Source organism: Sphingopyxis sp. EU05-FHT14B03, from assembly GCF_058790875.1.
The window spans coordinates 924,829-951,690 of sequence record NZ_JBYTDC010000002.1 but is presented as its reverse complement, the minus strand read 5'-3'; the positions used below and the strand labels follow the sequence as shown (position 1 = coordinate 951,690).

Here is a 26,862-nt window from a genome sequence, read left to right as displayed (position 1 = left end):
GCCGAAAAGGCAGATGACGATGCGTAACTATTTTCTGGGAACCGCGGCCGCCGCGCTGCTGGTTTCGCTTCCCGGTGCCGCGCACGCGCAGGACGACACGATCGGCAAGCGCGTCGACCGGCTCGAAAAGGAAATGCGCGCGGTACAGCGCTCGGTGTTTCCGGGCGGCAGCCCCGCCTTTTTCGAAGGCGAGATCGCACCCGACAATGTCGCCGGCGACCGGGTGAAGAGCAGCGCGCCGGTGATCGACCTCACCGCGCGTGTCGACGCGCTCGAAAACCAGCTGCAGACGCTCACCGGGCAGACCGAGCAGAACGCGTTCCAGCTGCGTGAACTCGAAAAACAGTTCACCGCCTACAAGGCCGAGGTGGACAAGCGCTTCGCCGCGCCGCCGCTGACGGTCGAAACGACGCCCGCGAGCCTGCCCGTCACGACGGCGGCCCGGCCGCCCGCGACGACGCCTGCCTCGACGACGAAGCCGGCCACGACCACCGCCGCGCCGGTGAAAAAGCCCGCAGCGACCCCGGCGGCCCCCGCCGCGAGCGCCGCGCGCCTCGCGCTGGTGAAGAAGGTCGAGATTCCGGCGACGGGAAACGAAACCGACGATGCCTATAATTATGGCTACCGGCTGTGGGAGGCGAAGCTCTATCCCGAGGCGCAGACCCAGCTGAAGGACGTCGTCGCCAAATGGCCGCAGCACCGCCTCGCCAGCTTCGCGCAGAATCTGCTCGGCCGCACCTATCTCGACGAAGGCAAGCCGAGCCTCGCCGCGGTCGCCTTCTATAACAATTACAAGGATCGGCCGAGCGGCGCCCGCGCCCCGCACAGCCTGATGTACATGGGGGTCGCACTCGACAAGCTGGGCCGCAAGGCCGACGCCTGCAAGGCTTTCCGCGAGCTCGAGGAAGTCTATGGCGACAAGGCTCCGCAGGATGTGCGTACCGATGCTGCCGCCGCAAAAACAAAAGCCGGCTGCTGAGGCCGACGCCGTCCACCGGCTGGGGCGCCAGCTGGCGTCGCTCGTCGGTCCGGGCTGGCAGCAGCGGAGCTATGGCGTCGCGGTATCGGGCGGGCCGGATTCGATGGCGCTGCTCTGGCTGATGACCAGCCTGCTGCCCGGGCAGGTGCGCGCGGCGACCGTCGATCACGGCCTGCGACAGGGTTCCGACGAGGAAGCCCGCATGGTCGCGGGCTTTTGCGCGCGCGAGCTCATCCCGCATGCCACGCTGACCCCGCCGACCCCGATCAAGGGGTCGCAGCAGGCGGCGGCGCGCACCGAACGCTATCGCTTGCTCGAACAGTGGCGCAAGGACGAGGGGCTCGGCCACATCCTCACCGCGCATCATGCCGACGACCAGCTCGAAACGATCGTGATGCGGCTCAACCGCAGCAGCGGCGTCGGCGGGCTGGCGTCGATCCGCGCCAGGAACGGCGCGATTCTGCGTCCGCTGCTTCATTGGCGGCACGACGAACTGGTCCGCATCGCGCTCGACGAGGACCTTCCCTTCGTCGACGATCCGTCGAACAGCGACAGCCGTTTCGACCGTGCCCGGCTGCGTCATGCCCTCGCCTCGCAGAAGCTGCTCGACGTCGAGGCGGCGTCGCGTTCGGCCGACTGGCTGGCCGAAGCCGACGACGCGATCGACTGGGCGGTCGAACGGCTGATCGCCTCCTGGCCCGACGCCTCCGACATCGCGGTGATCCGCGACGAAGGCTATCCGCCGGAGATTTTCCGCCGGGTCGTCACCCAGCGGCTGCGCGCCAATGACGGCGGCCTTGCGCTACGCGGCGCCTCGCTCGACGGGGTCGTCACGGCGATGAAGAATGGGCGGCGCGCAATGGTGGGGGCGCTGCTGATCGATGCGGTTCCGGGCCTCGCCGGCACGATCTGGCGTATTTCCGCCGCGCCGCGCCGGAAAGCCCGCAAATAACCGCCTTTGGCTCATTGTCATTTAACGCGACTATCCTATCTTGGCAGGGTTGATGCGCGACGTGCGCGATATTTGGAAAGTTTCCGATGCAGGACGACAAGGAACCGCAGGGCAACCCCTGGATGAAGAGCGTGATGATCTGGAGCGGCATCTTGCTCGCCATGCTCCTCGTCGCCTCGATGTTCGGCGGCGCGTCGCAGCCCGCGGGGACCCCGCTGACCTACTCCGAATTCCGCCAGAAGGTTCAGGAGGGCACGGTCAAGGACGTCGTGCTGACGGAGGAGCGCGCCACGGGCACATTGACGAATAACGAACGGTTCAGCGCCAACCTGGTGCCCGATCCCAGCTTGCTCAAGCTGCTCAACGACAACAATGTCAAATATGACGGCAAGCCGACCGAAACCGGCAATATCTGGGTCTATCTGCTGATCCAGTCGCTGCCCTTCCTGCTGATTCTCGGCATCGCCTTCTTCGTCTTCCGTCAGGTGCAGAAGAACAATGGCTCGGGTGCGATGGGATTCGGCAAGTCGCGTGCCAAGATGCTCACCGAGAAACAGGGCAAGGTGACCTTCGACGACGTCGCCGGCATCGACGAGGCGCGCGAGGAGCTCGAGGAAATCGTCGAGTTCCTGAAAGACCCGACCAAATTCTCGAAGCTTGGCGGCCAGATTCCCAAGGGCGCGCTGCTCGTCGGCTCGCCCGGCACCGGCAAGACCCTGCTCGCCCGCGCGATCGCCGGCGAGGCGGGTGTGCCCTTCTTCACCATTTCGGGTTCGGACTTCGTCGAAATGTTCGTCGGCGTCGGCGCCAGCCGTGTCCGCGACATGTTCGAACAGGCCAAGCGCAACGCGCCGTGCATCGTCTTTATCGACGAGATCGACGCCGTCGGCCGCCATCGCGGTGCCGGGCTGGGCAATGGCAATGACGAACGCGAACAGACGCTCAACCAGCTGCTCGTCGAAATGGACGGCTTCGAGGCGAATGAGGGCATCATCATCGTCGCCGCGACCAACCGCCCCGACGTGCTCGACCCCGCGCTGCTGCGTCCGGGCCGCTTCGACCGCCAGGTAGTCGTGCCGCGCCCCGACATCGAGGGTCGCCAGAAGATTCTTGAGGTGCACACGCGCAAGAAACCGCTCGCGCCCGACGTCGATCTGCGCCGCGTCGCGCGCGGTACGCCGGGCTTCTCGGGCGCCGATCTGGCCAACCTCTGCAACGAAGCCGCACTGCTCGCAGCGCGCAAGGGCAAACGCCTGATCGCCAGCGACGAATTCGAGGAAGCCAAGGACAAGGTCATGATGGGCGCCGAGCGGCGTTCGATGGTGATGACCGAGGACGAGAAGAAGTCGACCGCCTATCATGAGGCCGGCCATGCCCTCGTCTCGCTGCACGTCGAAGGCTGCGACCCGCTCCACAAGGTGACGATCATCCCGCGCGGCCGTGCGCTGGGCGTGACCTGGAACCTGCCCGAGCGTGATCGCTATTCGACCAACATGAAGCAGATGAAGGCGCGGCTCGCGCTCTGCTTCGGCGGCCGCATCGCCGAGCAGCTGATCTATGGCAAGGACGAGCTCAACACCGGCGCGTCGAACGATATCCAGCAGGCGACCGACATGGCGCGTTCGATGGTCATGGAATATGGCATGTCCGAAAAGCTCGGCTGGCTGCGCTACCGCGACAACCAGGACGAGGTGTTCCTCGGCCACAGCGTGTCGCGCGCGCAGAATATGTCCGAAGACACCGCGCGGCTGATCGACGCCGAAGTCCGCCGCCTCGTCGAGGAAGGCGAGAATGTCGCGCGCAAGGTGCTCACCGACAATCTCGACGAGCTTCACCTGCTCGCCGCCGCGCTGCTCGAATATGAGACGCTGTCGGGTGAGGAATCGAAGCGCGCGATCAAGGGCGAGGACATCGGCCGCGAGGACGACCAGAGCAAGCACGGCACCCCGGTGTCGGGCCACGCCGGCTCGCTGCCGCAGATCAAGCGCAAACCGCGCCCCTTCGGTGACGTCAATCCGCAGGGTGCATAAGTTCCGGTCGGTGGGGGGTTGGACATGAAGCGCAAGAGATTCCGCCTGCCGCGGTTCGGGCTCGGCGTCGCGGCGATGTTCGCGCTCGCCAGTCCGGTGCAGGCGTTCCAGCGCGTCGAGTTCAGCCAGAATGTCGAGGTCGAGACCGTGACGACCGGCGCCGCGGGCCAGCGCAAGATCAGTTTCTCGGCGCCCGAGACCGTCGTTCCCGGCGACCGGCTGCGCTTCACGCTGCAACTCGACAACCAGACCAGCGAATCCGCCGCCGGCCTCAAATTCGTCAACCCGATCCCGCCCGAGGTGCGCTTCGCCAGCACCGACGATATGGCGGGATTTTCGGTCTCGATCGACGGCGGCAAGACCTATGGGACCCTTGCCGGGCTGACGGTGCCGGTGGCGGGCGCGGCGGCACGTCCGGCGACCGTCGACGACGTCACTCATGTCCAATGGGTCCTGCCCGAACCGCTGGCGGCGGGCGCGGTCAAGAAGGTCACCTTTTTTGGCATCGTCCGCTAGGCTGCGGGCATGACCATTTATTGCGATGAATCGGGTGGGCTCAACGCGGGCGCGATGACCTTCGCCGCGGTGATGCTGACGCCCGAAGCGGCGGCGGACATCCACAAGCGTTTTCGCGGCGTCACCGGGCTGCGCGGCGAGCTGAAAGGCAGCCGCATCTCGGTCGTCGAGCGCGCCTATCTGCTCGAACTGTTCGACCGCGCCGGCGGCCGCGCCTGGGTCGCGGTGGCTGAGCGCGATACGCTTGCGAAAAACGCGGACGGCACCATGCCGAGCGACCTCGCTCTCTATGGCGCATTGCTCAACAGCGCGGTCGGTCACTGGCTGCCGGAGACCGGCGGCGTGTGCACCGACGTCGTCATCGACGACGGGCGCTACGACCCCAAGATCCTGTCGCACGTCCGCGCGGAAATCCAGGCAGGCCTCGGCCAATGGGGCCGCGCCTCGCTCGCCGACAGCAAGCGCAGCGACGGCGTCCAGATCGCCGACGTGATCGCCAACAGCCTGTTCAACATCGCGGTGAAGTCCCCACGCGCGGCGCGGATCGCGCGGATCATTGAGCCGATGCTGGCGTCGAAGGCGATCCGGGTGGCGGAGCAGACTCGAGTTCCCTAAGCGAGCTATGGCAACTCGCCGCCCCGGATGCGTGCCGAAAGCGGCAGCCCATATGCCGACGCGAGTTCAGGATTCTCACGAAGCAATTTATCGAGATCTGCTTGATTCTCCTTTAGGCGCGCAACCTCCAATTCCAGCGCAGCTGCGCGATCTTCGCTCTCACGCCACTGGAACAGATCGCGCTGATCGGGTTCCAAGACTTCCGTGATCATATCGCGTGACACGCCGAGCACGAACAGCGGGACAATGGCCGCAAGGAAAAGCAGTAGGCCGGAGAGCGTGTTCGACCGAAATGCCAGTATCCCCAGAAGGACGGTAGCCAGAGCGGCCCCCCAGAAGCCAATCGTCAGCCAAGCCACCATGAGAGATGGACGGCCCAGCATACGCAGAAGGCGTCGGATTTCCAGAAGTGCGTACAGGCTTGCCATGATCGATACGCCCGTCAGAATCGAGCGTCCCCATGATTGGGGCATACCCGCCTGATAGAGTTCAAACGAAGTTGCCAGCGTTTCGACAAGGCCGACAAACAGGGCAAAAATGCTCGCTACGGCTAGCTTATAGGGGCGATGGGTCATGTCCACCCTCCGGGACATCGAAACTATCTGTAAGTCTGTGCGTCGAGAGAACAGCATGCAACCTTTTTGCCAACAAAAAGGGCCGCGGTTTCCCGCGGCCCTCCTTGGTGATCCGATATGGCTTCGACTTATTCGAAGTCGCTGCCACCGCCCGCGGGGCTGCGCGGCGGCGCGGCAGCGGTGAGGCGCAGGGCTTCGGCCGAGCGGCTGATCGAGCTGATTTCATCGGGCGTATCGTCGTCGTCGACGACAACCTTCTGCAACGATATGGTCAGCGCTTCCGACAGATCCTTCGGGCGCACGGTCTGTTCGGCGATCTCGCGCAGCGCGACGACGGGGTTCTTGTCGCGGTCGCGATCGACGGTCAGCTCCGAACCACCCGAGATTTCGCGGGCGCGGTGCGCCGAGAGCAGAACCAGATCGAAACGGTTGGAAACTTTGTCGACGCAATCTTCGACGGTAACGCGGGCCATGTGTTTTCCTTGATCGAGGAGAGGCCAGCCCGGAGGCATGGCGGCAAGCGCTGCGCGCTAGCAGGCGTCCCGGCGAATGTCAACGAATCCCCTGCCCTTGCCCCCACCGTCGCGGCCGTCCTATGAGCGATGGCATGATCGCCGATCCCGTCCCCGCCAGCGAACTCCAGACGCTGCGCGCCGACGTCGCGGGGCACCGGCTCGAGGTCATCTTTGACGGGGCGGAACGGCTCGAACGGCTGCTGGCGCTGATCAACGGCGCGATCCGCAGCATCGACCTGGTCATGTACATCTTCCGGCACGACGGCGCGGGTACGCGGATTCTCGACGCGATGACGATGGCGGCGAAGCGCGGGGTGCGCGTTCGCGCCGTGATCGACAGCTTCGGCTCGTCGGACACGGCCGACGCCGTCTTCGCCCCGCTGCGCGACGCCGGCGGCGGCGTGACCTTTTTCTCGCGCCACTGGCGTTCGACCTATCTCATCCGCAATCACCAGAAGCTGTTGCTGGTCGACGAGGAGATCGCGGTGACCGGCGGTTTCAACATCGCCGCCCCCTATCTCAGCCGCCGCGACACCCATTGCTGGTTCGACCTTGGCATCGTCGTGCGCGGGCCCTCGGTGGCGCGGATGGTCGACTGGTTCGCCGAGATCCACGATTACACCGTCAACGACGACGGCAAGCTGCTCGCGCTGCGCCGCCTGATCCGCGAATGGCCGGTGGACAGCGAGCCGGTGACCTGGCTCGTCGGCGGCCCGACCCAGCGGCTGTCGCCCTGGGCGCGCGCGGTGCGTACCGACCTGGAGGGCGCCCGCCGGCTCGATATGGTGATGGCCTATTTCTCGCCCGGGCAGGGCATGTTGCGGCGGCTGGGCAGGGTCGCGCGGCGCGGGCGGACGCGCTTCATCATGTCGGCGAAGTCCGACAATCCCGCGACGATCGGCGCCTCGCGCCTGCTCTATGGCTATTTGCTGCGCAAAAGGGCGGCGATCTGGGAATATCAGCCGTGCCGGCTGCATATGAAGCTGATCGTCATCGACGATGTCGTGCACGTCGGCACCGCCAATTTCGACATGCGCAGCCTGTTCGTGAACGTCGAGGTGATGCTGCGTATCGAGGACGCCGGATTCGCGGCACAGATGTGTGATTTCATCACCCGGCAAAAGCCCGACTGCGAGGTCATCACGCGCAAGCGCCACAAGGCGCGCGCGAGCTGGCTGACCCGGCTGCGCTGGACGATGGCCTGGTTCGTCGTCGGGGTGGTCGATTATACGGTGACGCGCCGGCTCAACTTCGGGCTTGGCGAGATCGATCCCGAGACCGAGATCTGATCCTCAGTCCTTCCAGCCCCAGAACAGGAAGCAGGGCGGGACGTTGACCCATTCGAAGGCATTGTCGATGCGCGCGAAATGCGCCGCAAGGAAATCACGCGCACGGGCGCGGAACTGGTAGACGAGGAAGGCGCCGCCGGGGCGCAATGCGCGGTGCGTCGCCGCCGCGATCGCCGGGCCGACGCCGGCGGGCAGGGTCGAGAAAGGCAGGCCCGACAGGACATAGTCGGCATGATCGAAACCATGGGCGCGAATGATCTCTTCGACGTCGGCGGCCGATCCGTGCACCGCGATGAAGCGGCTGTCGCGGATGTCCTTGCGCAGATAGTCGATGAAATCCTCATTGGTGTCGATCGCGATCAGCGTCGCATCGCCCGCCATCCGTTCGAGCACCGGGCGGCAAAAGGTGCCGACGCCGGGACCATATTCGACGAACAATTTGGTGTTCTTCCAGTCCACCGGCTTCAGCATGTGGCGGATCAGCGTCGGCGACGACGGCACGATCGACCCGACCATCACCGGATGCTTGATGAAGCCCTTCACGAACATGCCCCACGGCCCGAAAAAGCGCCGCGCGCGGTCCCTGATCCGTTTGATCAGGGGAACCTTTTGTTCTTGGGCCTGCGCCCGGGGATTGGACATGATGGCTTTCGCGTTGTTGCGGACCCTTGAGGCGTGGCAAAATCGGGCGCGCGGCGCAAGGAAAGAGTGCGCTTGACAATCCCCGCCCACGTTCCGTCGCTGGACAGACGGGACAGGCCGTGTAGGACAATCGGGCCAACGACTTATGCAAAAAGAGGGGGAGCCGGGAATGTCGAATGTCAGCCGTTCGATTCCCCCCGACCGGATGGCGGTGCTGTTCGCGGTGATGCTCGTCGCCGCGGCGGGCAATACCGCGATGCAATCGATCCTGCCCGCGATCGGCGCGAAACTGCATATTCCCGACGTCTGGGTCAGCCTGGCGTTCAGCTGGTCGGCGCTACTGTGGGTGCTCACCGCACCGCATTGGGCGCGCCAGTCGGACAAGCGCGGGCGCAAGGCGCTGATGGCGCTCGGCGTCATCGGTTTCCTGTCGTCGATGGCACTGTGCGGGCTCGTCCTATGGTCGGGACTCATGGGCTGGCTCGCCGCCGGCACCACCTTCATCCTCTTCGCGCTCTTCCGCAGCCTCTATGGCGGCTTCGGCTCGGCCGCGCCGCCGGCGGTCCAGGCCTATGTCGCGGCGCGCACCGACCCGGAAGAGCGCACCCAGGCCCTGTCGCTCGTCTCCTCGTCCTTCGGTCTCGGCACCGTCATCGGCCCGGCGATCGCGCCCTTCTTCATCCTGCCCATCGTCGGGCTGGCGGGGCCGCTGCTGGTGTTCGCGCTGATCGGAACGATCGTGCTGGCGATGCTACGCTGGCGCCTGCCCGATGACATCCCGCGCTTTGCCGCGCGCGGCGCGATCGCGTCCTACCCGCTCTCGGCGGGCCCTTCCGAACCGACCGCCGAAGACGAGAATGAACCCGATCTGCCGCCACAGGAACCCTTGAGCTGGAACGACCGGCGCGTGCGCCCCTGGCTGCTCGCAGGCTTTTTCGGCGGACAGGCGCAGGCGATGATGCTCGGCGTCATCGGCTTCCTGATCCTCGACCGGCTCGAACTGCGCCTTCGCCCCGACGAGGGCGCGGCGATGACCGGGATCGTGCTGATGGCCGGCGCCTTCGCGACCCTGCTTGCCCAATGGGGGCTGATCCCGCTGTTCAGGCTGACCCCGCGCCCCACCGTGCTGTGGGGCGCCACGCTCGCCATCGGCGGCATATTGATGACCGGCCTCGCACAGGATCTGCACGGCATCGTCATCGGTTTCGCCACCGCCTCGCTGGGTTTCGGGCTGTTCCGCCCGGGCTTTACTGCGGGCTCGTCGCTCGCCGTGCCGCGTCGCGACCAGGGCGCCGTCGCGGGCATGACCGCATCGATCAACGGATCGGCCTATATCATTTCGCCCGCGATCGGCGTGCTGCTCTATAACTGGCACCCGATGGTCGCCTACGGCCTGATGGCCGGATTCTGCGGCTGGCTGGTCCTCTGGGGGTGGAAGGCGCTGCGGCAGGACCAGGCCTTCGGTATCGCCCACGAACCCTAGCCCCGAGCCTGTCGGTTCGGGGCTAGGGGGAATTCAGTCGGTGGACTCGTCGTGCTTGCGCTCGCGCACCGGCTTGAGCATGCCGGGCGCGAAAAAACCGATCGGGTCGACGCTCATCGCGTTCTGTTTGATCTCGCCCTGGATTTTTTCATAATCCTTCTCCATCGCCTCGGTGACCGAGGCGCGCGTATCCTTGAGCGCGGTATCGAAGTCCGCCATCGTCACCATATCGCTGTCGATCGACCGCTTGAGCGCGGCGAGGCCGGCGCGGCGCGTCAAATCCTCCAGATCGGCGCCGGTGAAGCGGTCCGATTTCTCGGCGAGCACCGACAGGTCGACATCGTCCGCCAGCGGCATCTTGCCGGTCTGGATTTCCAGGATGCGCTTTCGCCCCTCGGCATTGGGCACCGACACATAGATCAACTCGTCCAGCCGCCCCGGACGGAGCAGCGCCGGGTCGATCAGATTGGGCCGGTTGGTCGCCCCGATCACGACGACCGACTGCATCTCCTCGATCCCGTCCATCTCGGCGAGGATCGTGTTGACGACGCGTTCGGTCACCTGCGGTTCGCCCGACGTGCCGCTGCCGCGTGCGGGCACCAGGCTGTCGAGTTCGTCGATGAAGATGATCGTCGGCGCGACGGCGCGGGCGCGGGCAAACAGCCGCGCGATCTGCTGCTCGCTCTCGCCATACCATTTCGACAAGAGGTCGGACGATTTGATCGAGATGAAATTGGCGTCGGATTCGCGCGCCGCCGCCTTGGCGAGCAGCGTCTTGCCCGTGCCCGGCGGGCCATAGAGCAGGAAGCCCTTGGCCGGACGAATGCCAAGCCGCCGAAACGCCTCGGGGTTCTTCAGCGGCAGTTCGATCCCCTCGATCAGCTTGTCGCGCGCCGCGTCGAGCCCGCCGATGTCGCTCCAGCGCGTCTTGGGCGCCTGCACCATCACCTCGCGCATCGCCGACGGCTGCACGCGTTTCAGCGCATTGTTGAAGTCCTCGCGCGTCACGCGAAGCTCCTCCAGCACCTCGGGCGGTATCGTCCCCTCCTCCAAGTTGAGCTTGGGCATGATCCGCCGCACCGCCTCGATCGCCGCCTCGCGGGTCAGCGCCGCCATATCGGCGCCGACAAAGCCAAAAGTCGTGCGCGCCAGTTCGCCCAGGTCGACGTCCTCGGCCAGCGGCATGCCGCGCGTGTGGATGCCCAAAATCTCGCGCCGCCCGCTTTCGTCGGGGACGCCGATGACGATTTCGCGGTCGAAGCGGCCCGGACGCCGCAGCGCCTCGTCGATCGCGTCGGGACGATTGGTCGCCGCGATCACGACCAGGTTGGTGCGCGGTTCCAGCCCGTCCATTAGCGTCAGCAACTGCGCGACGAGGCGCTTTTCGGCCTCGCCGGTTACTTGTCCGCGTTTCGGCGCGATCGAATCGATTTCGTCGATGAACAGGATCGACGGAGCGGCCTTGGTCGCAGCCTCGAACACGTCGCGCAGCCGCTTTTCGGACTCGCCATAGGCGGACCCCATGATCTCGGGCCCGTTGATCAGGAAGAATTGCGCGTCGCTCTCGTTGGCGACCGCGCGCGCCAGCCGCGTCTTGCCGGTGCCCGGCGGCCCGTGCAGCAGTACCCCGCGCGGCGGATCGACGCCAAGGCGGCGGAACAGTTCGGGGTAACGCAGCGGCAGCTCGACCATCTCGCGCAACTGGTCGATCGTCTCGCCCAGCCCGCCCAGATCGTCATAAGTGACGTCGGTGCGCCGCGCATCCTGCGGCTCCTGATATTCGGGGAGCAGCTCGATCTCGGTATTCTCGTCAATGAAGACGACGCCCTTCGGGGCGGCCGATACGACGATCAGGCGAACTTCGGCGAGCGCATAGGCGGGCGCGTTGAGCATCTGCCGCAATTGCGGCGGCATGTCGCCCGACGGCAAGCGCTGCTGCCCGGCGGTCGCCACCGTATCGCCGGCCACCAGCGGACGGCCGAAAAAGCTGCGCTTCAGCGCGTTCGCCGATCCCTGCAGCCGCAGATTTTCCTGCGCCGGGGCGAACACCACGCGCGTCGCGGGGCGCGTTTCGACGCGGGTCAGCGCCACCATGTCGCCAGCGCCTGCACCGGCATTGGCGCGCTGCAGGCCATCGAGGCGGATCACATCGAGTCCCTCGTCCTCGGCATAGGGCAGCACGACGCGCGACGCGGTGCCGCGCTTGCCGCTGATCTGGACGATATCGCCCTCGGTGACGCCCAGTTCGGCCATCGCCGCGCGCGGAATGCGGGCGATGCCGCCACCGCTTTCTTCGGCGCGGGCGTTCGCCACCTGCAATTTGACCTGTTTTTCTTTTACCGCTGCTTCGGCCAAGGCGTGTCTCCCGCAAAATGGTCAGAACGGCGAAGATAGGACGCCGGTTCCCGTTTTGCGACCCCTTTGGATACACGCCGGCCAAGCGGGACTTATGCCGCAGCGCACAAAAATTGTTGGCATGGGCCGCACTGTCATGTCACTATCATGGACACACGATATGCCACGTCTCCCTCCCCTCAGCAGCATGGAAGCCTTTCTCGAGGTTGCCCGGCACGGAACGGTCAAGGCCGCGGCGAGCGAACTCGGCCTGTCGATGCCCGCGCTGTCGCGGCGCATCCAGACGCTCGAACATGCCGTCGGCCGACCGCTGTTCGATCGCCACCACCACGGGTTGCGGCTGACCGAAGCGGGACGCGCGCTGCAGGACCAATTGTCGCCGATCCTCGACGAATTGCGCGCGGTGGTGGTGCAGGCGAGCAGCCCCGACGCGTCGATGCGGCTGCACCTCAACGTCCTGCCGCTCTTTGCCCAGCAACGCCTGTTCCCGCGCCTGCCCGAACTGCGGCAACAGCATCCCGAACTGCATATCGACATCGACACCATGTCGCACGCCGAGGCGCGGCTGGGCGAAGGGATCGACGCCGCGATCGCGCTCGCCCGCACCATCGACCCCGCGCTCTATGCGGCGCGGCTCGATCAGGACAAGGTGTTCCCGATCGCATCGCGGACGCTGACCGAGACGGGCCGTCCCATCACCGTGCCCGAACAGTTCCAGCGGCTGACCATCCTCGTCCATCGCGAAATGCCCGAAACCTTCACCGAATGGAAAAAGGCGATCGGCATGCCCTATCTCGAGCCCGCCGGGATCGACTATTTCGATTCGGGGCCGCTGATGCTCGAGGCCGCGGCGCAGGGCATCGGTGTCGCCTTCATGCACGGCCATCATCTCGACGACGCGCACGACCCGCGGCTCATCCGCCTGTTCGATTTCGACGTCGACAGCCCGTACAGCTATTGGTTCGTCTGCCGCCCGCGCGCGCTGCGCCAGCCGGCGGTGAAGCTGTTCCACGACTGGCTGCTCGCGGCGAAGATCTGAGCGGTCAGGCCGGGCTGGTGGCGGATTCGCCGCGCATGGTCGTCGCAATGTCCCATACGGCGATGAACATCGCGGCGATCACCGGGCCGATCACGATGCCGTGAAAACCGAAAAGCTGGAGCCCGCCGAGCGTGGTGATCAGCACGACATAATCGGGAATGCGGGTCTCGCGTCCGACCAGCACCGGGCGCAGCACATTGTCGACCATCCCGATGACGAACAGCCCGCACAGCACCAGCACCAGCCCCTGCCAGATTTGCCCGGTGAACAGCAGGTAGAGCGCCATCGGAACCCAGACCAGCCCCGTCCCGACCGCGGGAAGCAGCGAGGCCGCGCCCATCAGCACCCCCCACAACAGCGCCGCCTCGATCCCCAGCGCCCACAGCACGATCCCGCCGATCAGCCCCTGCAGGATCGCGACGACGATGCTGCCCTTGATTGTGGCGCGAACCACGACGACGAAACGACTGGCGAGCAGTTCGAGATGGTCGGTGCGCAGCGGCATCGCACGCCGGATGCTCTGTTGCAGGCTCTCCCCGTCGCGGATCAGGAAATAGGCGAGATAGAGCATCACCATCAGGTTGATCAGCAATCCGAAGAGGCTCTGTCCGATCGACAGCGCCTGCCCCAGGATCGCGCGGACGCCATCGGCCGCTCCGCCGCCCAAAATGCTCTTCGCGGTCGCGATATTGCCCAGGTCGATGCGGTCGACCCACGATGCCAGCCATTCGGGCATGCCGGCGCGGAAGTTGGTCCAGATAAGCGTCGGGTCGATCGCCCCCGAATGGATGCGCTGATAGACGGCGGCGGCTTCGTTGATCAGCGCGACGGCGAGGATGGACGCGGGCAGGATGACCATCGCCAGGATCAGCAGAATGGTCAGCAGCGCGGCGCCGTTGCGCCGCCGGGGCATCTTCGTCAGCAGGCGGCGATAGAGCGGCTCGAACAGGATGGCGGCAATCACCGCCCACAGGATCGCGGCGGCGAACGGCAACAGGACCACCGCAAAGGCGATCGAAATCGCGATCAGGATCGCCAGAAAGGACCAGCGATTGCCGTCCCGCATCCGATCGTCGCTGTCCGCCATACTTCTCCCCGCCGATGCCGCCGGGCGCGGCACGCCCGCGACTCTAGGCCGCGAGGTGCGCCGCCGTAAAGCTGAACGTCGATGTCAGGAAAATGGTGCTGCTGGACAGGATTGAACTGTCGACCTCGTCATTACCAATGACGCGCTCTACCACTGAGCTACAGCAGCAACCGGGCCGCCGCGAACGCGTGTTCGCTGGGCAGGCGCGGCCTATGGCGGGGCCTCTGCCGCCTGTCAAGGCGATAGGCTTGACGCTTTGCCGATTTCGCGGGCATGGACGATGGCGTGAGCAAGCCCCCCTCCCCCGCCGACCTCGAACGCGAACGCCGCCTGGCCGAAGCGCTGCGCGAAAATCTGCGCAAACGAAAGGCGCAGGCGCGCGAAACCCGGACCGAAACCCAGCCTAAAGACTGACGGTCACCGTCACATCGTCGCCCTCGGCGATCCCCTCGGCCTTGCGCACCGCGGCCTTCACCGGAAGGATCCAGCCGCCGCTTTCCTTGTGCGGAAAGACCGAGGTGTTCCAGCGCGTGTCGCCGATCGTCACCGCGACCCGCGCCGACCCGAATCCCCCGCGCTTGTCGAGCCATTGCCCCGACATCGCCGCAACGCGAATGCCGTCGGCGACCTCGCCGTCGATCGTCAGGAAAAACCAGGCGGCGGGCGCCGTCGCCGACTGCCAGCGCCATAAAGGCGTGGTGGTGGTGAAGCTTTCCACGATGGCTATTTCGCCGCGCGAACCGGGACCGGGATATTGCAGATGTCGGCACCACCGGCGGGCTTGATGAAGAACGGATCGCGCCGGTTCGCCCGCGCATCGGCATATTTCGCGAAGCTGGCGCTCTCGGTCGAGAGATATTCGAACTTCGGCTGGTCGGCGGGCGGCAGATCGGTCGCGATCCGGATCGACGCGATCGGCACGCGCTCGGCTTCGGTTTCATAGAAACCAAGTGCCCCCGTCCCGCGCGGCAGGCTCGACAGATATTCGATGCCGCCGATCACGCGCCCGACCAGCGCTATGTTGCGGTCGAGATGGCGGGGGGCATGGCCGATCACGGCATAAAGCTCGGCGCCCGAGCCGGTATCGGGCGACAAGTTACGGCCAACGCCGACCATGCCGTAACAATGGACGGGCCAAGCGCTGCCCTTGTCCAATGCAATCGGCCACCCAAGCCGGGGTATGGCCGCACCGGCATAAGCGTCCTTTCGATTCTGACGTCGCAAAACAACCTTGATGGGGAAAGCTCTGCCGCTGACCACATAATTCGATTCCGGCACCACCGCCAACCCGTCGGGCAACGCCTTCTTCTCGGTCGCGTCGCCCCATTGCGCGACATAATTGTCCTGCACCCGGTTGACGCTCGTCCCGTCCCACCAATGCGCGGCGGCGAGCTTGCGGATATTGCCGATCCACCCCCGGCTGAACGGCGCGGGCATCAGCTGGATGACGACGCGGCGCGGCTTGCCCATCGCGTCTGGCGCGAGGTCCATCACCAGCAGGTCCGACGCCGGAATCGCGACCCAGTCGCGCGCCGGCGCCGCGGCGGCGATCTCGCCCGGCGACGGGATTTCGGCGGCGGGCGCCGGTGCCTGCTGCGCGGCGGAGGGAGCGGTGAGCGCGAGGGCCGCTGCGGCGGCGAGGAGGCTGTGTTTCATAGGCGATGTCTGCCACGCCCATGCCGCTTGCGAAAGCCCCGCCAAGCGATTAGGGCGCCCCTTCCAGTGCATGCGGAGCGGTGGCCGAGTGGTCGAAGGCGCTCGCCTGGAAAGTGAGTATACGTCAAAAGCGTATCGAGGGTTCGAATCCCTCCCGCTCCGCCATTTTCCCTATTCGGTCGAAATCCCGTCGTCGCCCAGCGAGCGGTACAGCGTGATCCGGTTCCGCACCGCCGCCAGTTCGACCGCAATCTGCGCGCGGCGGGCGCTGTAGAGGCTGCGCTGCGCGTCGAGGCTCGACAGGAAGCTGTCGACCCCGCCGCGATAGCGGGCGTCGGTCAGCCTTGCCGTATCGGCCGCCGCCTCGGTGTTCGCGCGCGCGGCGCGCAGCCGCTCGCCAAGCGTGCCCTGATCGGCGAGCGCGTCGGCGACTTCGCGGAACGCGGTCTGGATCGCGCGTTCGTAACTCGCGAGCGCCGCATCGCGCTGCGCCTCGCTGACGGCGACCCCGGCACGGCGCCCGCCGGCGTCGAAGATCGACAGGCTGGCGTCGGCGCCTGCGCTGAAGCGGAGCGCGTCGCCGGTGAACAGCGACCCCAGCGCATCGCTCGCGAAACCGAGCAGGCCGGTCAGCGAGATCGTCGGGAACAGCCGCGCGCGCGCGACGCCGATATCGGCATTGGCGGCGCGGAGCAGATATTCGGCCTCGACCACGTCGGGTCGGCGCAGCAGGACTTGCGAATTGGTTCCCGCCGGCAGCGTCGCGATCGACGCGCTGACGTCATCAAGTTTCTGCGGCAACAGCGCCTTGTCGTAATCGGCACCGACGAGCAGCCGGATCAGATTCTCGTCCTGCGCCACCGCGGCGGTTTGCAACGCCAGGTCGCCCTCGGCGGTCGCCAGCACCTGTTCGGCCTGGCGCAGGTCGGTGCGCGGTGCGACCCCGCCCTCCAACCTTGCACGGGTCAACGTCACGCTGCGCCGCGCGCTGTCGGCGGTCTCGCGCGCGATTCCCAGCAGTTCGCGGTCGGCGGCATGGTTGGTCCAGGCCTCGGCGAGATCGGCGACCAGCGCCAGGCGCACGGTGCGGGCCACCGCCTCGGTGGAAAAGGCGCGGTCGCGGTCGGCGGCGGTCGCGTTGGCGAGCCGCCCGAACAGGTCGAGTTCGAACGCCGAAACCCCGGCCTGTAGCGCATAGCTCTCGCGTCCGCCGCTCGCGACGCCGCCCGCAATACCGCCGTCGGTATAGTCGCCCGAGCCGCTGATCCCGATCGCCGGGAACTGCGCCGATCGGGTCACCCGCACCTGCGCCCGCGCCGCCGCGACATTGGCGGCGGCGACGCGCAGGTCGCGGTTGTTGGCGAGCGCCTGATCGATCAGCGCCTGCAGCCGTGGATCGCGAAACAGGGCGGCGAGCGTCACCCGCGGCAGCGCCGCCTCGCTCTGCGCCAGATAAGCATCGCCGACCGGCCACGACGCCGGCACCGGCGGCGCCGGCTGGACATATTTGGGCGCCAGCGAACAGGCGCCCAGCGCCAGCGTCGCCGCGCCCAGAAGCAGGACGCGCGTCATGCCGCCACCTCGCTGCCGTCACGCCGGCGGCCGATCCAGCCGCGCACCGCGAGCAACCCGTCGCGCACCCCGCGGCGGACGAGGACGAAGAAGAGCGGAATGAAGAAGATCGCGAGGAAGGCGGCGGTGAGCATGCCGCCGATCACCGAGGTGCCGATCGCGACGCGACTGTTCGCGCCCGCCCCGGTCGCGATCGCCAGCGGCAGCACGCCGAAGATGAAGGCGAAGCTGGTCATCAGGATCGGACGCAGGCGGATGCGCGCCGCGGCGACCGCCGCCTCGATCACGCGCTTGCCCTTGCGCTCTTCCTGTTCGGCGAATTCGATCATCAGGATCGCATTTTTCGCCGCGAGTCCCATCGTCGTGAGCAGGCCGATCTGCAGATAGACGTCGTTTTCGAGCCCGCGCAGCGTCACCGCGAAGACCGCGCCAATCAGTCCGAGCGGAATGACGAGCAGCACCGCGAGCGGGATCGACCAGCTTTCATAGAGCGCCGCGAGGCACAGGAAGACGACGAGCAGCGAAATCGCATATAGGAAGGGCGCCTGCCCCGACGACAGCCGCTCCTGATAGGAGGACCCCGACCAGGCGACGCTGGTGCCGGCAATCTCGCCCGCCATGCGCTCCATCTCGTTCATCGCTTCGCCCGAGCTGGTGCCGGGGGCCGGCTGCCCTGAGATTTCGAACGCCGGCACGCCCTGAAAGCGCGAACTGCTGCTCGGTGTCGTCGACCATCCGACCTTCGCAAAGGCCGAGAAGGGCGACATCTCGCCGTCGCTCGATCGGACGTACCATTGACCCAGATCCTCGGGTTTGGCGCGATAGGGCGCATCGCCCTGCACATAGACGCGCTTGACGCGGCCCTTGTCGATGAAGTCGTTGACGTAGCGCCCGCCCCAGGCGGTCGCGAGCGTCGAATTCACGTCGCTGTTGGTCAGTCCATAAGCGGTCAGCCGCTGGGTATCGACGTCGACCTTCAGCGTCGCGACGTCGGGAAGGTCGGACAGGCGCACCGATGTCAGCTTGGGATTGGCGTTCGCCATCGCCAGCAGTTTCTCGCGCGCTTCCACGAATTCATCGCGGCTCATGCCGCTGCGGTTCTGGAACTGCATCGTGAAACCCGAGGAATCGCCGAGACCGCGCACCGCGCCGGGCACGAGCGCAAAGATCTGGGCATCGCGCAGTCCGCTGAGCGCCTTGCGCGCGCGCGCAGCGATCGCGTCGGCGGTGTTTTCATCGCCCGAACGCTCGTCCCAATGGACGAGGTTGACGAAACCCTGCCCGGTATTCTGTCCCGCGGCCGAACCGCCGCCGCCACCCGCGATCAGGAACAGCGCCCCGACGTTCGCCTTTTCCTCGGTCAGCATATATTTTTCGATCGCGTCGCGGACCTCGAGCGTCCGCCCCTGCGTCGCGCCGGCGGGCAGGCGGAACTGGACCTGGACGCGCCCCTGGTCCTCGTTGGGCAGGAAGCCGCCGGGCAGGCGCAGGAAGAGCACGGCCAGCGCGACGAGCAGCACCGCATAGATGCCGAGGAACAGCCATTTATGGTCGACCACCTTGGTCACGCTGCCGACATATCGCTCGACGGTGCGGTCGAAGCGCGTGTTGAAGCCGTCTTTCGCCCGTTCGAGCAAGGCGCGCGCGCGCGGAAAACGCCCTCGCGGCGTCGCGGCATCGCCCTGATGCTTGGGCTTGAGCAGGGTCGAGGTCAGCGCCGGGCTGAGGATCAGCGCGACGAGCACCGACAGCATCATCGCCGAAATGATCGTGACCGAGAACTGGCGATAGATGACACCGGTCGATCCGCCGAAAAAGGCCATCGGCAGGAACACTGCCGACAGCACCAGCGCGATCGCGATCAGCGCAACCTGCAATTCCTGCATCGACTGGATCGTCGCCTCGCGCGCCGACATTTCGGGATTCTCTTCCATCAACCGCTCGACATTCTCGACGACGACGATCGCGTCGTCGACGAGCAGGCCGATCGCGAGCGTCAGCCCGAACAGCGTCAGCGTGTTGATGCTGAACCCCAGGATATAGAAGATCGCAAAGGTCCCGAGCAGCACCACCGGCACCGCGATCGCCGGGATAAGCACCGCGCGCCAGCTTTGCAGAAAGACGAACATGACGAGGATGACTAGCAGGATCGCCTCGAACAGCGATTTCTGCACCTCGCTCACCGACAGCTTGATGAAGGCGGTGGCATCGTTGGCGTAGCTGTAGGTCAGTCCGTCGGGGAAATCGGCGGCGAGTTCCTCCATCCGCGCCTTCACCCGGTCGGCGGTTTCCAGCGCGTCGGAGCCGGGCGACAACGAGATCGACATGCCGGCGCCGGGGTGGCCGTTGATGCGGCTCACGACGGCATAGCTTTCGGCGCCGATCTCGACCCGCGCGACATCCTTGATCCGCACCGCCGCCCCGTCGGGCAGCGTCTTGAGCACGATATTTTCGAACTCGGCCACCGTCTGCATTCGCGACTGGGCGGTGACCGTGGCGTTGAGCATCTGGCCCTGCGGCGACGGCAGGCCGCCGACCTCGCCCGCCGCGACTTCGGCATTCTGCGCGGTGATCGCCGAAATCACATCGCTCGGCATCAGCGACACCGCGGCGAGCCGCTGCGGGTTGAGCCAGATACGCATCGCGTGCGGGCCGCCGAAGATATTGACCTCACCCACGCCCTCGACGCGCGACAGCGGGTCCTGGATGTTCGACGCCATATAGTCGGACACGTCCTGGTTCACGCGCGTGTCGGTCGCGTCATAGACGCCGACGAGCAACAGCGTGTCCGAATTGGCCTTGGTGACGCGAATGCCCTGCGCCTGCACCTGTTGCGGCAGGCGCGACAGTGCCGCCTGGATCTTGTTCTGGACCTGCACCTGCGCGATGTCGGGGTCGGTGCCCTTGGCGAAGATGGCGGTGATGTTCGCCTGCCCGCGCGAACTCGACTGCGAACTGAAATAGAGCAGCCCGTCGATCCCGGTCAGTTGCTGCTCCAGCACCTGGGTGACGCTATTCTCGATCGTCTCGGCCGATGCGCCCGGATATTGCGCGCGGATGTTGACCTGCGCCGGCGCGATGTCGGGATATTGCTCGATCGGCAGCAGGTACAACCCGCCGACCCCGCCGAGCATGACGATGATCGCCAGCACCCATGCGAAAATCGGACGATCGATGAACAGGCGCGACATGGACGGTCAGTTACCCTTCGCCGCTGGCTTTTCCGAAGCGCCGCCCGCCGTGCCGCCCTTGGGCACCCCGACACGTTGCCCGCTGCTCGCCGTGACAGGACGGATCGGCTGCCCCTGCCGCAAATTGCCGAGCCCCTGGCTGATGACGCGGTCGCCCGCCTTCAATCCGTCGGTGACGATCCAGTCGGTGCCCAATGTGCGATCGGCCTTCACCTTGCGGCGCTCGGCCTTGTTGTCCTTGCCGACCAGATAGACGAATGCCGACCCGTCGAAATCGCGCTGCATCGCCGCCTGCGGCACGCGGAAGGCATTTTCTTCGATCGCCTGGTCGAACGCCGCCTTGACGAACATGCCGGGAAGCAGCGTGCCTTTGGGATTCGGGAAACGCGCGCGCAGGGTCACCGTGCCGGTTTCCTCGCTGACCACCGCTTCGGAAAATTCGATCGTTCCGGCAAAGCCATAGGCGCTGCCGTCTTCGAGGATCAGCCGCACGCTGGTGCTGCCCGGCAGGACGCCGCCCGCGGCGATCGACTGGCGCAGCGCGGTCAATTCGGCGCTCGACTGCTGCATGTCGACATACATCGGGTCCGTACGCTGGATCACCGCGAGCGGATCGGTCTGGTTGGCGTTGACCAGCGCACCGGCGGTGAACAAGGTTCGCCCGATGCGACCGCTGATCGGCGCGGTGATCGTCGTATAGCGCAGGTTGATCCGCGCGGTTTCGAGCGCCGCTCCATTCTGTGCGACGACCGCATTGGCAACGCGCGCCTGCGCCAGTGCGTCGGTGTAATCCTGCTTGGCGATCGCCTCCATCTCGGCGAGCGGGCGGAAACGGTCGGCCTTGACCTTCGCCGCTTCGGCGCTGGCGCGCGCGCTCGACAGATTGGCGGCCGCCTGGTCGACCGCGGCCTGATACAGGCTGGCGTCGATCTGGAACAGCGGCTGGCCGGCGCGGACATAACCGCCCTGTTCGAACAAGCGCCGCCGGATCAGGCCGTTGATCTGCGGGCGGACTTCGCTCGTCTCGAACGCCACCGTCCGCGCGCCGAGTTCGATCGGCACCGGAACGGTGGCCGGCTGGACGACGACATAGCCGACCTCCGGCGCCTGCCGGTTGCCATCGCCCTCGTCGCTCGCCGAACAGCCCGCAAGCAGCGCCATCGCGACACAGATCGCGCCGAGCCGAAGCCTCGGCCGCCCATTCACATGCATTCGAAGAACCTTTTCGGGCTGGGGACTAGCCTTAAGTCGCTATCCTTGAGCAAATTGGGCGGTCTTGCGCAATGCTTTGGTTACGATTGCGACAGGTTGCGACAATTTTGCTGGCCGCGAGCGATTTTTTTCCAAGGCTGCGCAGGGCGGGGTCCGTCTTGAGATTGTCGCGGGACCCTTCCCGCCCCGATTTCAAGAGGACCTTCATGCGCAAGACCCTACTCGCGTCCACCTGTCTTGTGGCTGTCATCGCCACGCCTGCCTATGCCGAAACCGTGATCGGCAACGCGCTCACCACGCCCATCCGCACCTCGACGGTCAATGGCGGAACCGCCCCCGATGACGCGAGGCTCGCCGCTTCGGGATCGATCAAGCCGACCTCGGGCACCGCGGTCACGATCGACAGCAATCACAAGATGACCAACGAGGGCACGATCCAGATCACCAACGCCGATGGTTCGATCGGCATTTTGGCCAATGCGGGCACGACCGGCGCGATCACCAACGCGGCCAGCGGCAAGATCGTCATCGACGAGACCTATGCGCCGACCGACATCGACAATGACGGCGACATCGACGGCCCCTTCGCGGTCGGCACCGGACGCGTCGGCATCGCGACCGCCGGCGCCTTTACCGGCAACATCGTCAATTCGGGTGCGATCACGGTCGAGGGCAATGATTCGGCCGGCATCCGCCTCGGCGGCCCGCTGACCGGCAAGTTCACCAATGACGGCACGATCTCGGTCCTCGGCGACCGCGCGCTCGGCGTCGGTCTGCGGGATGTCACCGGCAATGTCCGCCTCGCGGGCACGATCACCGCCACCGGCCTCGATGCCACCGCAGCGCGTCTCTCGGGCAACATCACCGGCGCGCTTGAGATCCAGGGCACGTTGACCTCGACCGGCTACCGCACCACCACCGTCCCCGCCGACCCGTCGAAGCTCGACGCCGACGATCTGCTCATCGGCGGCCCGGCGCTGTCGATCGAGGGCGACGTGACCGGCGGCATCATCTTCGCCGTCCCGCCCAAGGACAGCAGCACCACCGACAATGACGAGGACAAGGACGGCATCGAAGACGCCAAGGAAGGCTCGGCTTCGGTCCGCTCCTTCGGGTCGGCACCCGCCGTGCGCATCGGCGCCGCGGGCCGCGATGTCACCATCGGCCCCGTCGCGGGCACCGGTACCAATTTCGGCGTCATCATCGACGGCGCGATCCTCGGCAACGGCCTCTATGCCGGCAAGAATGCGGCCGCGATCCAGATCGGCGGCATGGGCGGAAACGTCACCATCGCCGGCGGCCTCGCGATCGGCAGCAGCGGCACCGTCACGGCGGTTTCCAACGGCGCTTCGGCGACCGCGCTGCAGGTCGGCGCCGGCGCGACCGTCCCCGAAATCCGTAACGCGGGCAGGATCGAAGCCTCGGGCGGCAACGCCGCGACGGCGATCTCGACCGGCATCCTCGTTCAGGCCGGCAGCAATGTCGGGATGATCCGCAACAGCGGCACGGTCAGCGCCAAGGCGGCGGGCACCGACGGAACCGCACGCGGTATCGTCGACCTGTCGGGCAATGTCGGGCTGGTCGAAAACAGCGGCACGATCACCGCGACCGGGGCGCTGGGCACCTCCGACCGCAACATCGCGATCGACCTGTCGGCCAATACCGGCGGCGCGTCGGTCAAGCAGACCGCCGTCGCTTCGGGCATCACCGCACCGTCGATCGTCGGCGACATCCGTTTCGGCGTCGGCAACGACCTGATCGACATCGCCGACGGTTCGGTGAAGGGCGACAGCTTCTTCGGCACCGGCAACAACACCCTCGCGCTGTCGGGTGACGCGACGTACGACGGCACCGCCCAGTTCGGTAACGGCAACGACATCATGACGCTCGCCGGCACCTCGAAATTCGGCGGCCTTGCCGACTTCGGCGGCGGCAGCGACACGCTGACCATCGGCGGCACCGCGATCTTCTCGGGTCGCCTCGCCAATGCTCAGGGCCTCGCGGTCGCGGTCAATGGCGGCGCCTTCGACGTCGTCGGCGCGGCGACGATTTCGTCGCTCGCGGTCACCAACAAGGGCGTGCTCGGCGTCACCCTCGACGGCGGCACCACCGGCACCGCGATCCAGGTCACCGGCAACGCCAGCTTCGGCGCCGAATCGAAACTGGCGCTGCGGCTGTCCAGCCTCGACAACGCCGAGGGCCAGCATGTCGTGCTGACCGCCGGCACGTTGACGGGTGCCAGCAACCTCACCACCACCTCGACGACGCTGCCCTTCCTGTTCAAGGGCACCCTGACCTCGAACGCCACCCAGCTGATCGTCGACGTGTCGCGCAAGAGCACGACCGAACTCGGCCTCAACCGCTCCGAAGCGGGCGCCTTCAACGCGGTGATCGACGCGCTCGCGGGGGACGAGGCCATCGAACAGGTGTTCCTCGACATCACCAACGGCACCCAGTTCAAGGGCCAGCTCGGCCAGATGCTGCCCGAGCATGAAGGCGGCGTGTTCGAAACCGTCACCTCGGGCTCGCGCGCCCTCGGCCGCTACCTGATGGATCCCAACGCGCCGTTCCAGGACGAAGGCAAATGGGGCTATTGGGTCAACCAGGCCGTGTGGGGCACGTCGAAGAGCATCGGCGACACCGCCGGTTACGACGTCACCGGCTGGGGCATCTCGCTCGGCGCCGAAATCAAGTCCGACATGGGCAATTTCGGCGGCTCGATCGCGTTCCTCAGCGGCAAGGACGGCAACGCCAGCAACCTCAATGAAGTGACGTCGAGCCAGTTCGAAGGCGCGCTGCACTGGCGCCTGCGGTCGGACGGCTGGATGGCGAATGCCCGTATCTCGGGCGCGCCGATCAGCTTCAAAGGCACCCGCCGGTTCCAGGCCGAGGCCGGCGCCGACGACATCGACGAAACGATCCGCGGCAAGTGGGACGGCACTTTGTGGTCCGCCTCGGGTTCGGTCGCGCACGACGGCCGCCTGGGCGGATTGTCGGTGCGCCCGACGGTCGCGGTCGACTATTATAAGCTCACCGAAAAGGGCTACACCGAAACCGGCGGCGGCGACGCACTCGACCTGACGGTCCTCGGCCGCGACAGCGACGAACTCGCGGTCTCGGGCACCGTGGCGGTCGGCCTCGATTTCGGCGGCACCGACGAATATGACGGCTGGACGCGCTTCGAGATCGAAGGCGGCCGGCGCCAGATCGTCGGCGGCTCGCTCGGCACGACGACGGCGTCGTTCAAGGACGGCACGCCCTTCACCCTCGTCCCCGACGATCGCACGAGCGGCTGGGTCGGCCGCATCCGCGGGATGGCCGGCAACTCCTCCTTCCAGGTGGGCGGCGAACTTTCTGCGGAAGAACAGCAGAGCCATATCGGCTGGGCTTTCCGCGCGAGCCTCAAGGTCGGTCTCTGAAGGGCACGCCCCCGCCCCTGACCGGCCTTGTCCGCAAGGGGGAAGCATTACCCCACCCTCCGCTTCCCCCTTGCCTTGCTTTTTGAACGAACGATGAGGACCATGATTGCCGCCACCGTCCCCTTTCTCCCCCAGCAGGACCGCCGTCCGGGCATCGGCGGAGTCATGCTGCGGTTGCGCGTGCCGCACGGTGCGCTATATGACGGCTCCGCCAGGGGGACGGGGGGCGCCGGCCAAACAGGTGTCGTTCAGCAGCAGATGGCGTTCCGAATCAACCGATCCATGACCGATGCGACCGACGCACCCTCGCCCGCGCAGGGCATCGAAGGCGTATTGCTCGCCAACCGCGACCGCATCGTGCGGTTCCTCGAAGTGCGCGGCGCGGGCGACGGCGCCGAGGACCTGTTCCAGGACCTGTGGATGCGGCTGACCGAGCGCCGCACCGGACCGATCGCCGATCCCTTGTCCTATGTGATGCGCGCCGCGAACAATCTGATGCTCGATCGCTATCGCTCGGCGCGCCAGCGCATGCTGCGCGACCATGCGTGGGGCGAAAATACCGCGGTCGAAAGACCCTCGGCCGAGGCCGCGCTGATCGCGCGCGAGCAGCTCGTGCAGGTCGAGGCGGCGGTGACCGCGACCGGTGAGCGCCCGGCGCGCATCTTCCGCCGTTTCCGTGTCGACGGCATCGCCCAGCGCGACATCGCCGCCGAATTCGGCGTCAGCCTCAGCACCGTCGAGGCCGATTTGCGCAAGGTCTATGCGGCGCTTGCCGCGGTCAGGAGGCATTTCGATGCGTCCTGAAACCGACCCCATCATCGAAGCCCGCGCGATCGACTGGGTGATCCGCCAGCGCGACCCCGAATTCGCCGACTGGGACGCCTTCGCCGACTGGCTCGGCACAAGCCCCGACCACGCGGCGGCCTATGACGCCGCCGCGCTCCTCGACGCCGATCTCGACGCGCTGCCCCGCGATCCCGCGCCGTCGGTCGTCATCCGCGAAGACGCGGCACCGCGCCGCGCTCCTTCGCGCCGCGCCTGGTTCGGCGGCGCGATCGCCGCGGCGCTGGTCGGCGCGATCGTCCTGCCCAACCTCGGCCTGTTCGCCGACCCGAACCGCATCCAGACCGCGGCGGGCGAACATCGCACCCTGACGCTCGCCGACGGGTCGAAGATCGAGATCAACGGTGGCTCGGTCGTCACGCTCGACGAGGATCGCCCGCGTTTCGCGCGCCTCGAAAGCGGTGAGGCGATGTTCCACGTCGTCCACCGCGAAGGCGATCCCTTCGTCGTCGAGGCCGGCGAAAACCGCATCGTCGACCTCGGCACCGCTTTCAACGTCGTGCGCCGCCACCGCGAAACATCGGTCGCCGTGTCCGAAGGCATCGTCGTCTATAATCCGCAGCGCGACAATGTCCGCATGCTTGCCGGCGAAGGCATCGAGGCCCGGGACGGCGACGCCAGGCCGCCCAAGGTGCGCAGCGTCGATGCCGCGTCGATCGGCGGCTGGCGCTCGGGCCTGCTCGTCTATGCCGACACGCCGCTGGCGGTGGTCGCCGAGGATTTGCAGCGCACCGCCGGGATGAAAGTGACCGTCGCGCCCGAGGCGGCGCAACAATCGTTCCGGGGCGCGCTGGTCGTCGGCGACGATCCGGCCCGTACCATCGCCGACCTCGCCGCCCTGTCGGGGACACGCGCCGAAAAGCGCGGCGACGGCTGGGTGCTGACGCGCTGA

The 26,862-nt window shown here is 66.6% G+C and carries 22 protein-coding genes and 2 tRNA genes; 13 read left to right on the top strand and 11 right to left on the bottom strand.

Features of this window, described 5'->3' with window-relative positions; all coding sequences use genetic code 11:
• Positions 1 to 19 precede the first annotated feature (19 nt).
• From AC3WS4_RS13655 to AC3WS4_RS13635, 5 genes are all read left to right on the top strand, one after another.
• Positions 20 to 979, top strand: a complete 960-nt coding sequence (locus tag AC3WS4_RS13655) for a tetratricopeptide repeat protein (protein WP_492739666.1) — start codon at positions 20 to 22, stop codon at positions 977 to 979.
• A complete protein-coding gene (gene tilS / locus AC3WS4_RS13650) occupies positions 945 to 1,931 on the top strand; it encodes a tRNA lysidine(34) synthetase TilS (protein WP_492742830.1) in 987 nt (328 codons plus the stop codon). The genes AC3WS4_RS13655 and tilS overlap by 35 nt, the downstream gene beginning before the upstream one ends.
• An 86-nt stretch (positions 1,932 to 2,017) precedes the next feature.
• Positions 2,018 to 3,961, top strand: coding sequence for an ATP-dependent zinc metalloprotease FtsH (gene ftsH / locus AC3WS4_RS13645; RefSeq protein ID WP_056351640.1), 1,944 nt, complete (start codon positions 2,018 to 2,020; stop codon positions 3,959 to 3,961).
• Positions 3,962 to 3,985: 24 nt separating this feature from the next.
• Positions 3,986 to 4,477, top strand: coding sequence for a hypothetical protein (locus AC3WS4_RS13640; RefSeq protein ID WP_492739669.1), 492 nt, complete (start codon positions 3,986 to 3,988; stop codon positions 4,475 to 4,477).
• Positions 4,478 to 4,486: 9 nt separating this feature from the next.
• Positions 4,487 to 5,092: a DUF3800 domain-containing protein gene (locus tag AC3WS4_RS13635; protein ID WP_492739670.1), complete on the top strand. Its 606-nt coding sequence runs from the start codon at positions 4,487 to 4,489 to the stop codon at positions 5,090 to 5,092.
• A gap of 5 nt (positions 5,093 to 5,097) precedes the next feature.
• On the opposite strand, the gene AC3WS4_RS13630 is transcribed toward AC3WS4_RS13635, so the two are convergent.
• The gene (locus tag AC3WS4_RS13630; RefSeq protein WP_492739672.1) at positions 5,098 to 5,667 is read right to left on the bottom strand and encodes a hypothetical protein; all 570 of its coding nucleotides are present in this window, start codon (positions 5,665 to 5,667) and stop codon (positions 5,098 to 5,100) included.
• Between the two features lie 128 nt (positions 5,668 to 5,795).
• A complete protein-coding gene (rpoZ, locus tag AC3WS4_RS13625) occupies positions 5,796 to 6,140 on the bottom strand; it encodes a DNA-directed RNA polymerase subunit omega (protein WP_056351653.1) in 345 nt (114 codons plus the stop codon).
• Between the two features lie 134 nt (positions 6,141 to 6,274).
• Here rpoZ and AC3WS4_RS13620 point away from each other — a divergent pair, with 134 nt between their 5' ends.
• Entirely contained in the window at positions 6,275 to 7,471 is a 1,197-nt protein-coding gene (locus AC3WS4_RS13620; protein ID WP_492739673.1) for a phospholipase D-like domain-containing protein, read from the top strand.
• 3 nt (positions 7,472 to 7,474) lie between these two features.
• Here AC3WS4_RS13620 and AC3WS4_RS13615 read toward each other — a convergent pair whose 3' ends face one another.
• Positions 7,475 to 8,113 (bottom strand): class I SAM-dependent methyltransferase, encoded by a 639-nt coding sequence (locus tag AC3WS4_RS13615; RefSeq protein WP_156377828.1) that lies wholly within the window; start codon positions 8,111 to 8,113, stop codon positions 7,475 to 7,477.
• Between the two features lie 169 nt (positions 8,114 to 8,282).
• Between AC3WS4_RS13615 and AC3WS4_RS13610 the strand changes: the two genes are divergently transcribed.
• A complete protein-coding gene (locus tag AC3WS4_RS13610) occupies positions 8,283 to 9,596 on the top strand; it encodes an MFS transporter (RefSeq protein WP_492739675.1) in 1,314 nt (437 codons plus the stop codon).
• Positions 9,597 to 9,629: 33 nt separating this feature from the next.
• Here the strand turns inward: AC3WS4_RS13610 and AC3WS4_RS13605 are convergent, their stop codons facing one another.
• Positions 9,630 to 11,951, bottom strand: coding sequence for a CDC48 family AAA ATPase (locus AC3WS4_RS13605; protein WP_492739677.1), 2,322 nt, complete (start codon positions 11,949 to 11,951; stop codon positions 9,630 to 9,632).
• A 160-nt stretch (positions 11,952 to 12,111) separates the two neighbouring features.
• Between AC3WS4_RS13605 and AC3WS4_RS13600 the strand changes: the two genes are divergently transcribed.
• Entirely contained in the window at positions 12,112 to 12,990 is an 879-nt protein-coding gene (locus AC3WS4_RS13600) for a LysR substrate-binding domain-containing protein (protein ID WP_056351661.1), read from the top strand.
• A 4-nt stretch (positions 12,991 to 12,994) separates the two neighbouring features.
• Here the strand turns inward: AC3WS4_RS13600 and AC3WS4_RS13595 are convergent, their stop codons facing one another.
• Both AC3WS4_RS13595 and AC3WS4_RS13590 read right to left on the bottom strand, forming a co-directional pair.
• Positions 12,995 to 14,077: an AI-2E family transporter gene (locus AC3WS4_RS13595; protein WP_187141396.1), complete on the bottom strand. Its 1,083-nt coding sequence runs from the start codon at positions 14,075 to 14,077 to the stop codon at positions 12,995 to 12,997.
• Between the two features lie 93 nt (positions 14,078 to 14,170).
• Positions 14,171 to 14,245: transfer RNA gene (locus AC3WS4_RS13590), tRNA-Thr, on the bottom strand.
• 117 nt (positions 14,246 to 14,362) lie between these two features.
• On the opposite strand from AC3WS4_RS13590, the gene AC3WS4_RS13585 reads away from it, so the two are divergent.
• Positions 14,363 to 14,491, top strand: coding sequence for a hypothetical protein (locus AC3WS4_RS13585; RefSeq protein WP_492739679.1), 129 nt, complete (start codon positions 14,363 to 14,365; stop codon positions 14,489 to 14,491).
• Here the strand turns inward: AC3WS4_RS13585 and AC3WS4_RS13580 are convergent.
• Positions 14,481 to 14,795 carry a DUF1905 domain-containing protein gene (locus tag AC3WS4_RS13580; RefSeq protein WP_492739680.1) on the bottom strand — a complete coding sequence of 105 codons (315 nt, stop codon included), beginning with the start codon at positions 14,793 to 14,795 and terminating at the stop codon, positions 14,481 to 14,483. The two genes, AC3WS4_RS13585 and AC3WS4_RS13580, sit on opposite strands and share 11 nt — an antisense overlap.
• Positions 14,796 to 14,800: 5 nt before the next feature.
• Positions 14,801 to 15,733, bottom strand: a complete 933-nt coding sequence (locus AC3WS4_RS13575) for a peptidylprolyl isomerase (protein WP_492739681.1) — start codon at positions 15,731 to 15,733, stop codon at positions 14,801 to 14,803.
• A gap of 74 nt (positions 15,734 to 15,807) precedes the next feature.
• Between AC3WS4_RS13575 and AC3WS4_RS13570 the strand changes: the two genes are divergently transcribed.
• Positions 15,808 to 15,898 (top strand) — tRNA-Ser (locus AC3WS4_RS13570).
• A gap of 6 nt (positions 15,899 to 15,904) precedes the next feature.
• On the opposite strand, the gene AC3WS4_RS13565 is transcribed toward AC3WS4_RS13570, so the two are convergent.
• From AC3WS4_RS13565 to AC3WS4_RS13555, 3 genes are read right to left on the bottom strand one after another with little or no spacing between them, the layout of a single operon-like run.
• Positions 15,905 to 17,305 carry an efflux transporter outer membrane subunit gene (locus AC3WS4_RS13565; protein ID WP_187141399.1) on the bottom strand — a complete coding sequence of 467 codons (1,401 nt, stop codon included), beginning with the start codon at positions 17,303 to 17,305 and terminating at the stop codon, positions 15,905 to 15,907.
• Positions 17,302 to 20,496 carry an efflux RND transporter permease subunit gene (locus AC3WS4_RS13560; RefSeq protein ID WP_187141400.1) on the bottom strand — a complete coding sequence of 1,065 codons (3,195 nt, stop codon included), beginning with the start codon at positions 20,494 to 20,496 and terminating at the stop codon, positions 17,302 to 17,304. The genes AC3WS4_RS13565 and AC3WS4_RS13560 overlap by 4 nt, the downstream gene beginning before the upstream one ends.
• 6 nt (positions 20,497 to 20,502) lie before the next feature.
• Entirely contained in the window at positions 20,503 to 21,708 is a 1,206-nt protein-coding gene (locus AC3WS4_RS13555) for an efflux RND transporter periplasmic adaptor subunit (protein WP_187141401.1), read from the bottom strand.
• A 206-nt stretch (positions 21,709 to 21,914) separates the two neighbouring features.
• Here AC3WS4_RS13555 and AC3WS4_RS13550 point away from each other — a divergent pair, with 206 nt between their 5' ends.
• The 3 genes from AC3WS4_RS13550 (at position 21,915) to AC3WS4_RS13540 (ending at position 26,862) form a co-directional block, all read left to right on the top strand.
• Positions 21,915 to 25,127 (top strand): autotransporter outer membrane beta-barrel domain-containing protein, encoded by a 3,213-nt coding sequence (locus AC3WS4_RS13550; RefSeq protein WP_056351683.1) that lies wholly within the window; start codon positions 21,915 to 21,917, stop codon positions 25,125 to 25,127.
• 93 nt (positions 25,128 to 25,220) lie between these two features.
• Complete coding sequence (locus AC3WS4_RS13545; protein ID WP_316248976.1) at positions 25,221 to 25,931, top strand: RNA polymerase sigma factor; 711 nt, start codon at positions 25,221 to 25,223, stop codon at positions 25,929 to 25,931.
• Entirely contained in the window at positions 25,921 to 26,862 is a 942-nt protein-coding gene (locus AC3WS4_RS13540) for a FecR family protein (protein ID WP_492739684.1), read from the top strand. The genes AC3WS4_RS13545 and AC3WS4_RS13540 overlap by 11 nt, the downstream gene beginning before the upstream one ends.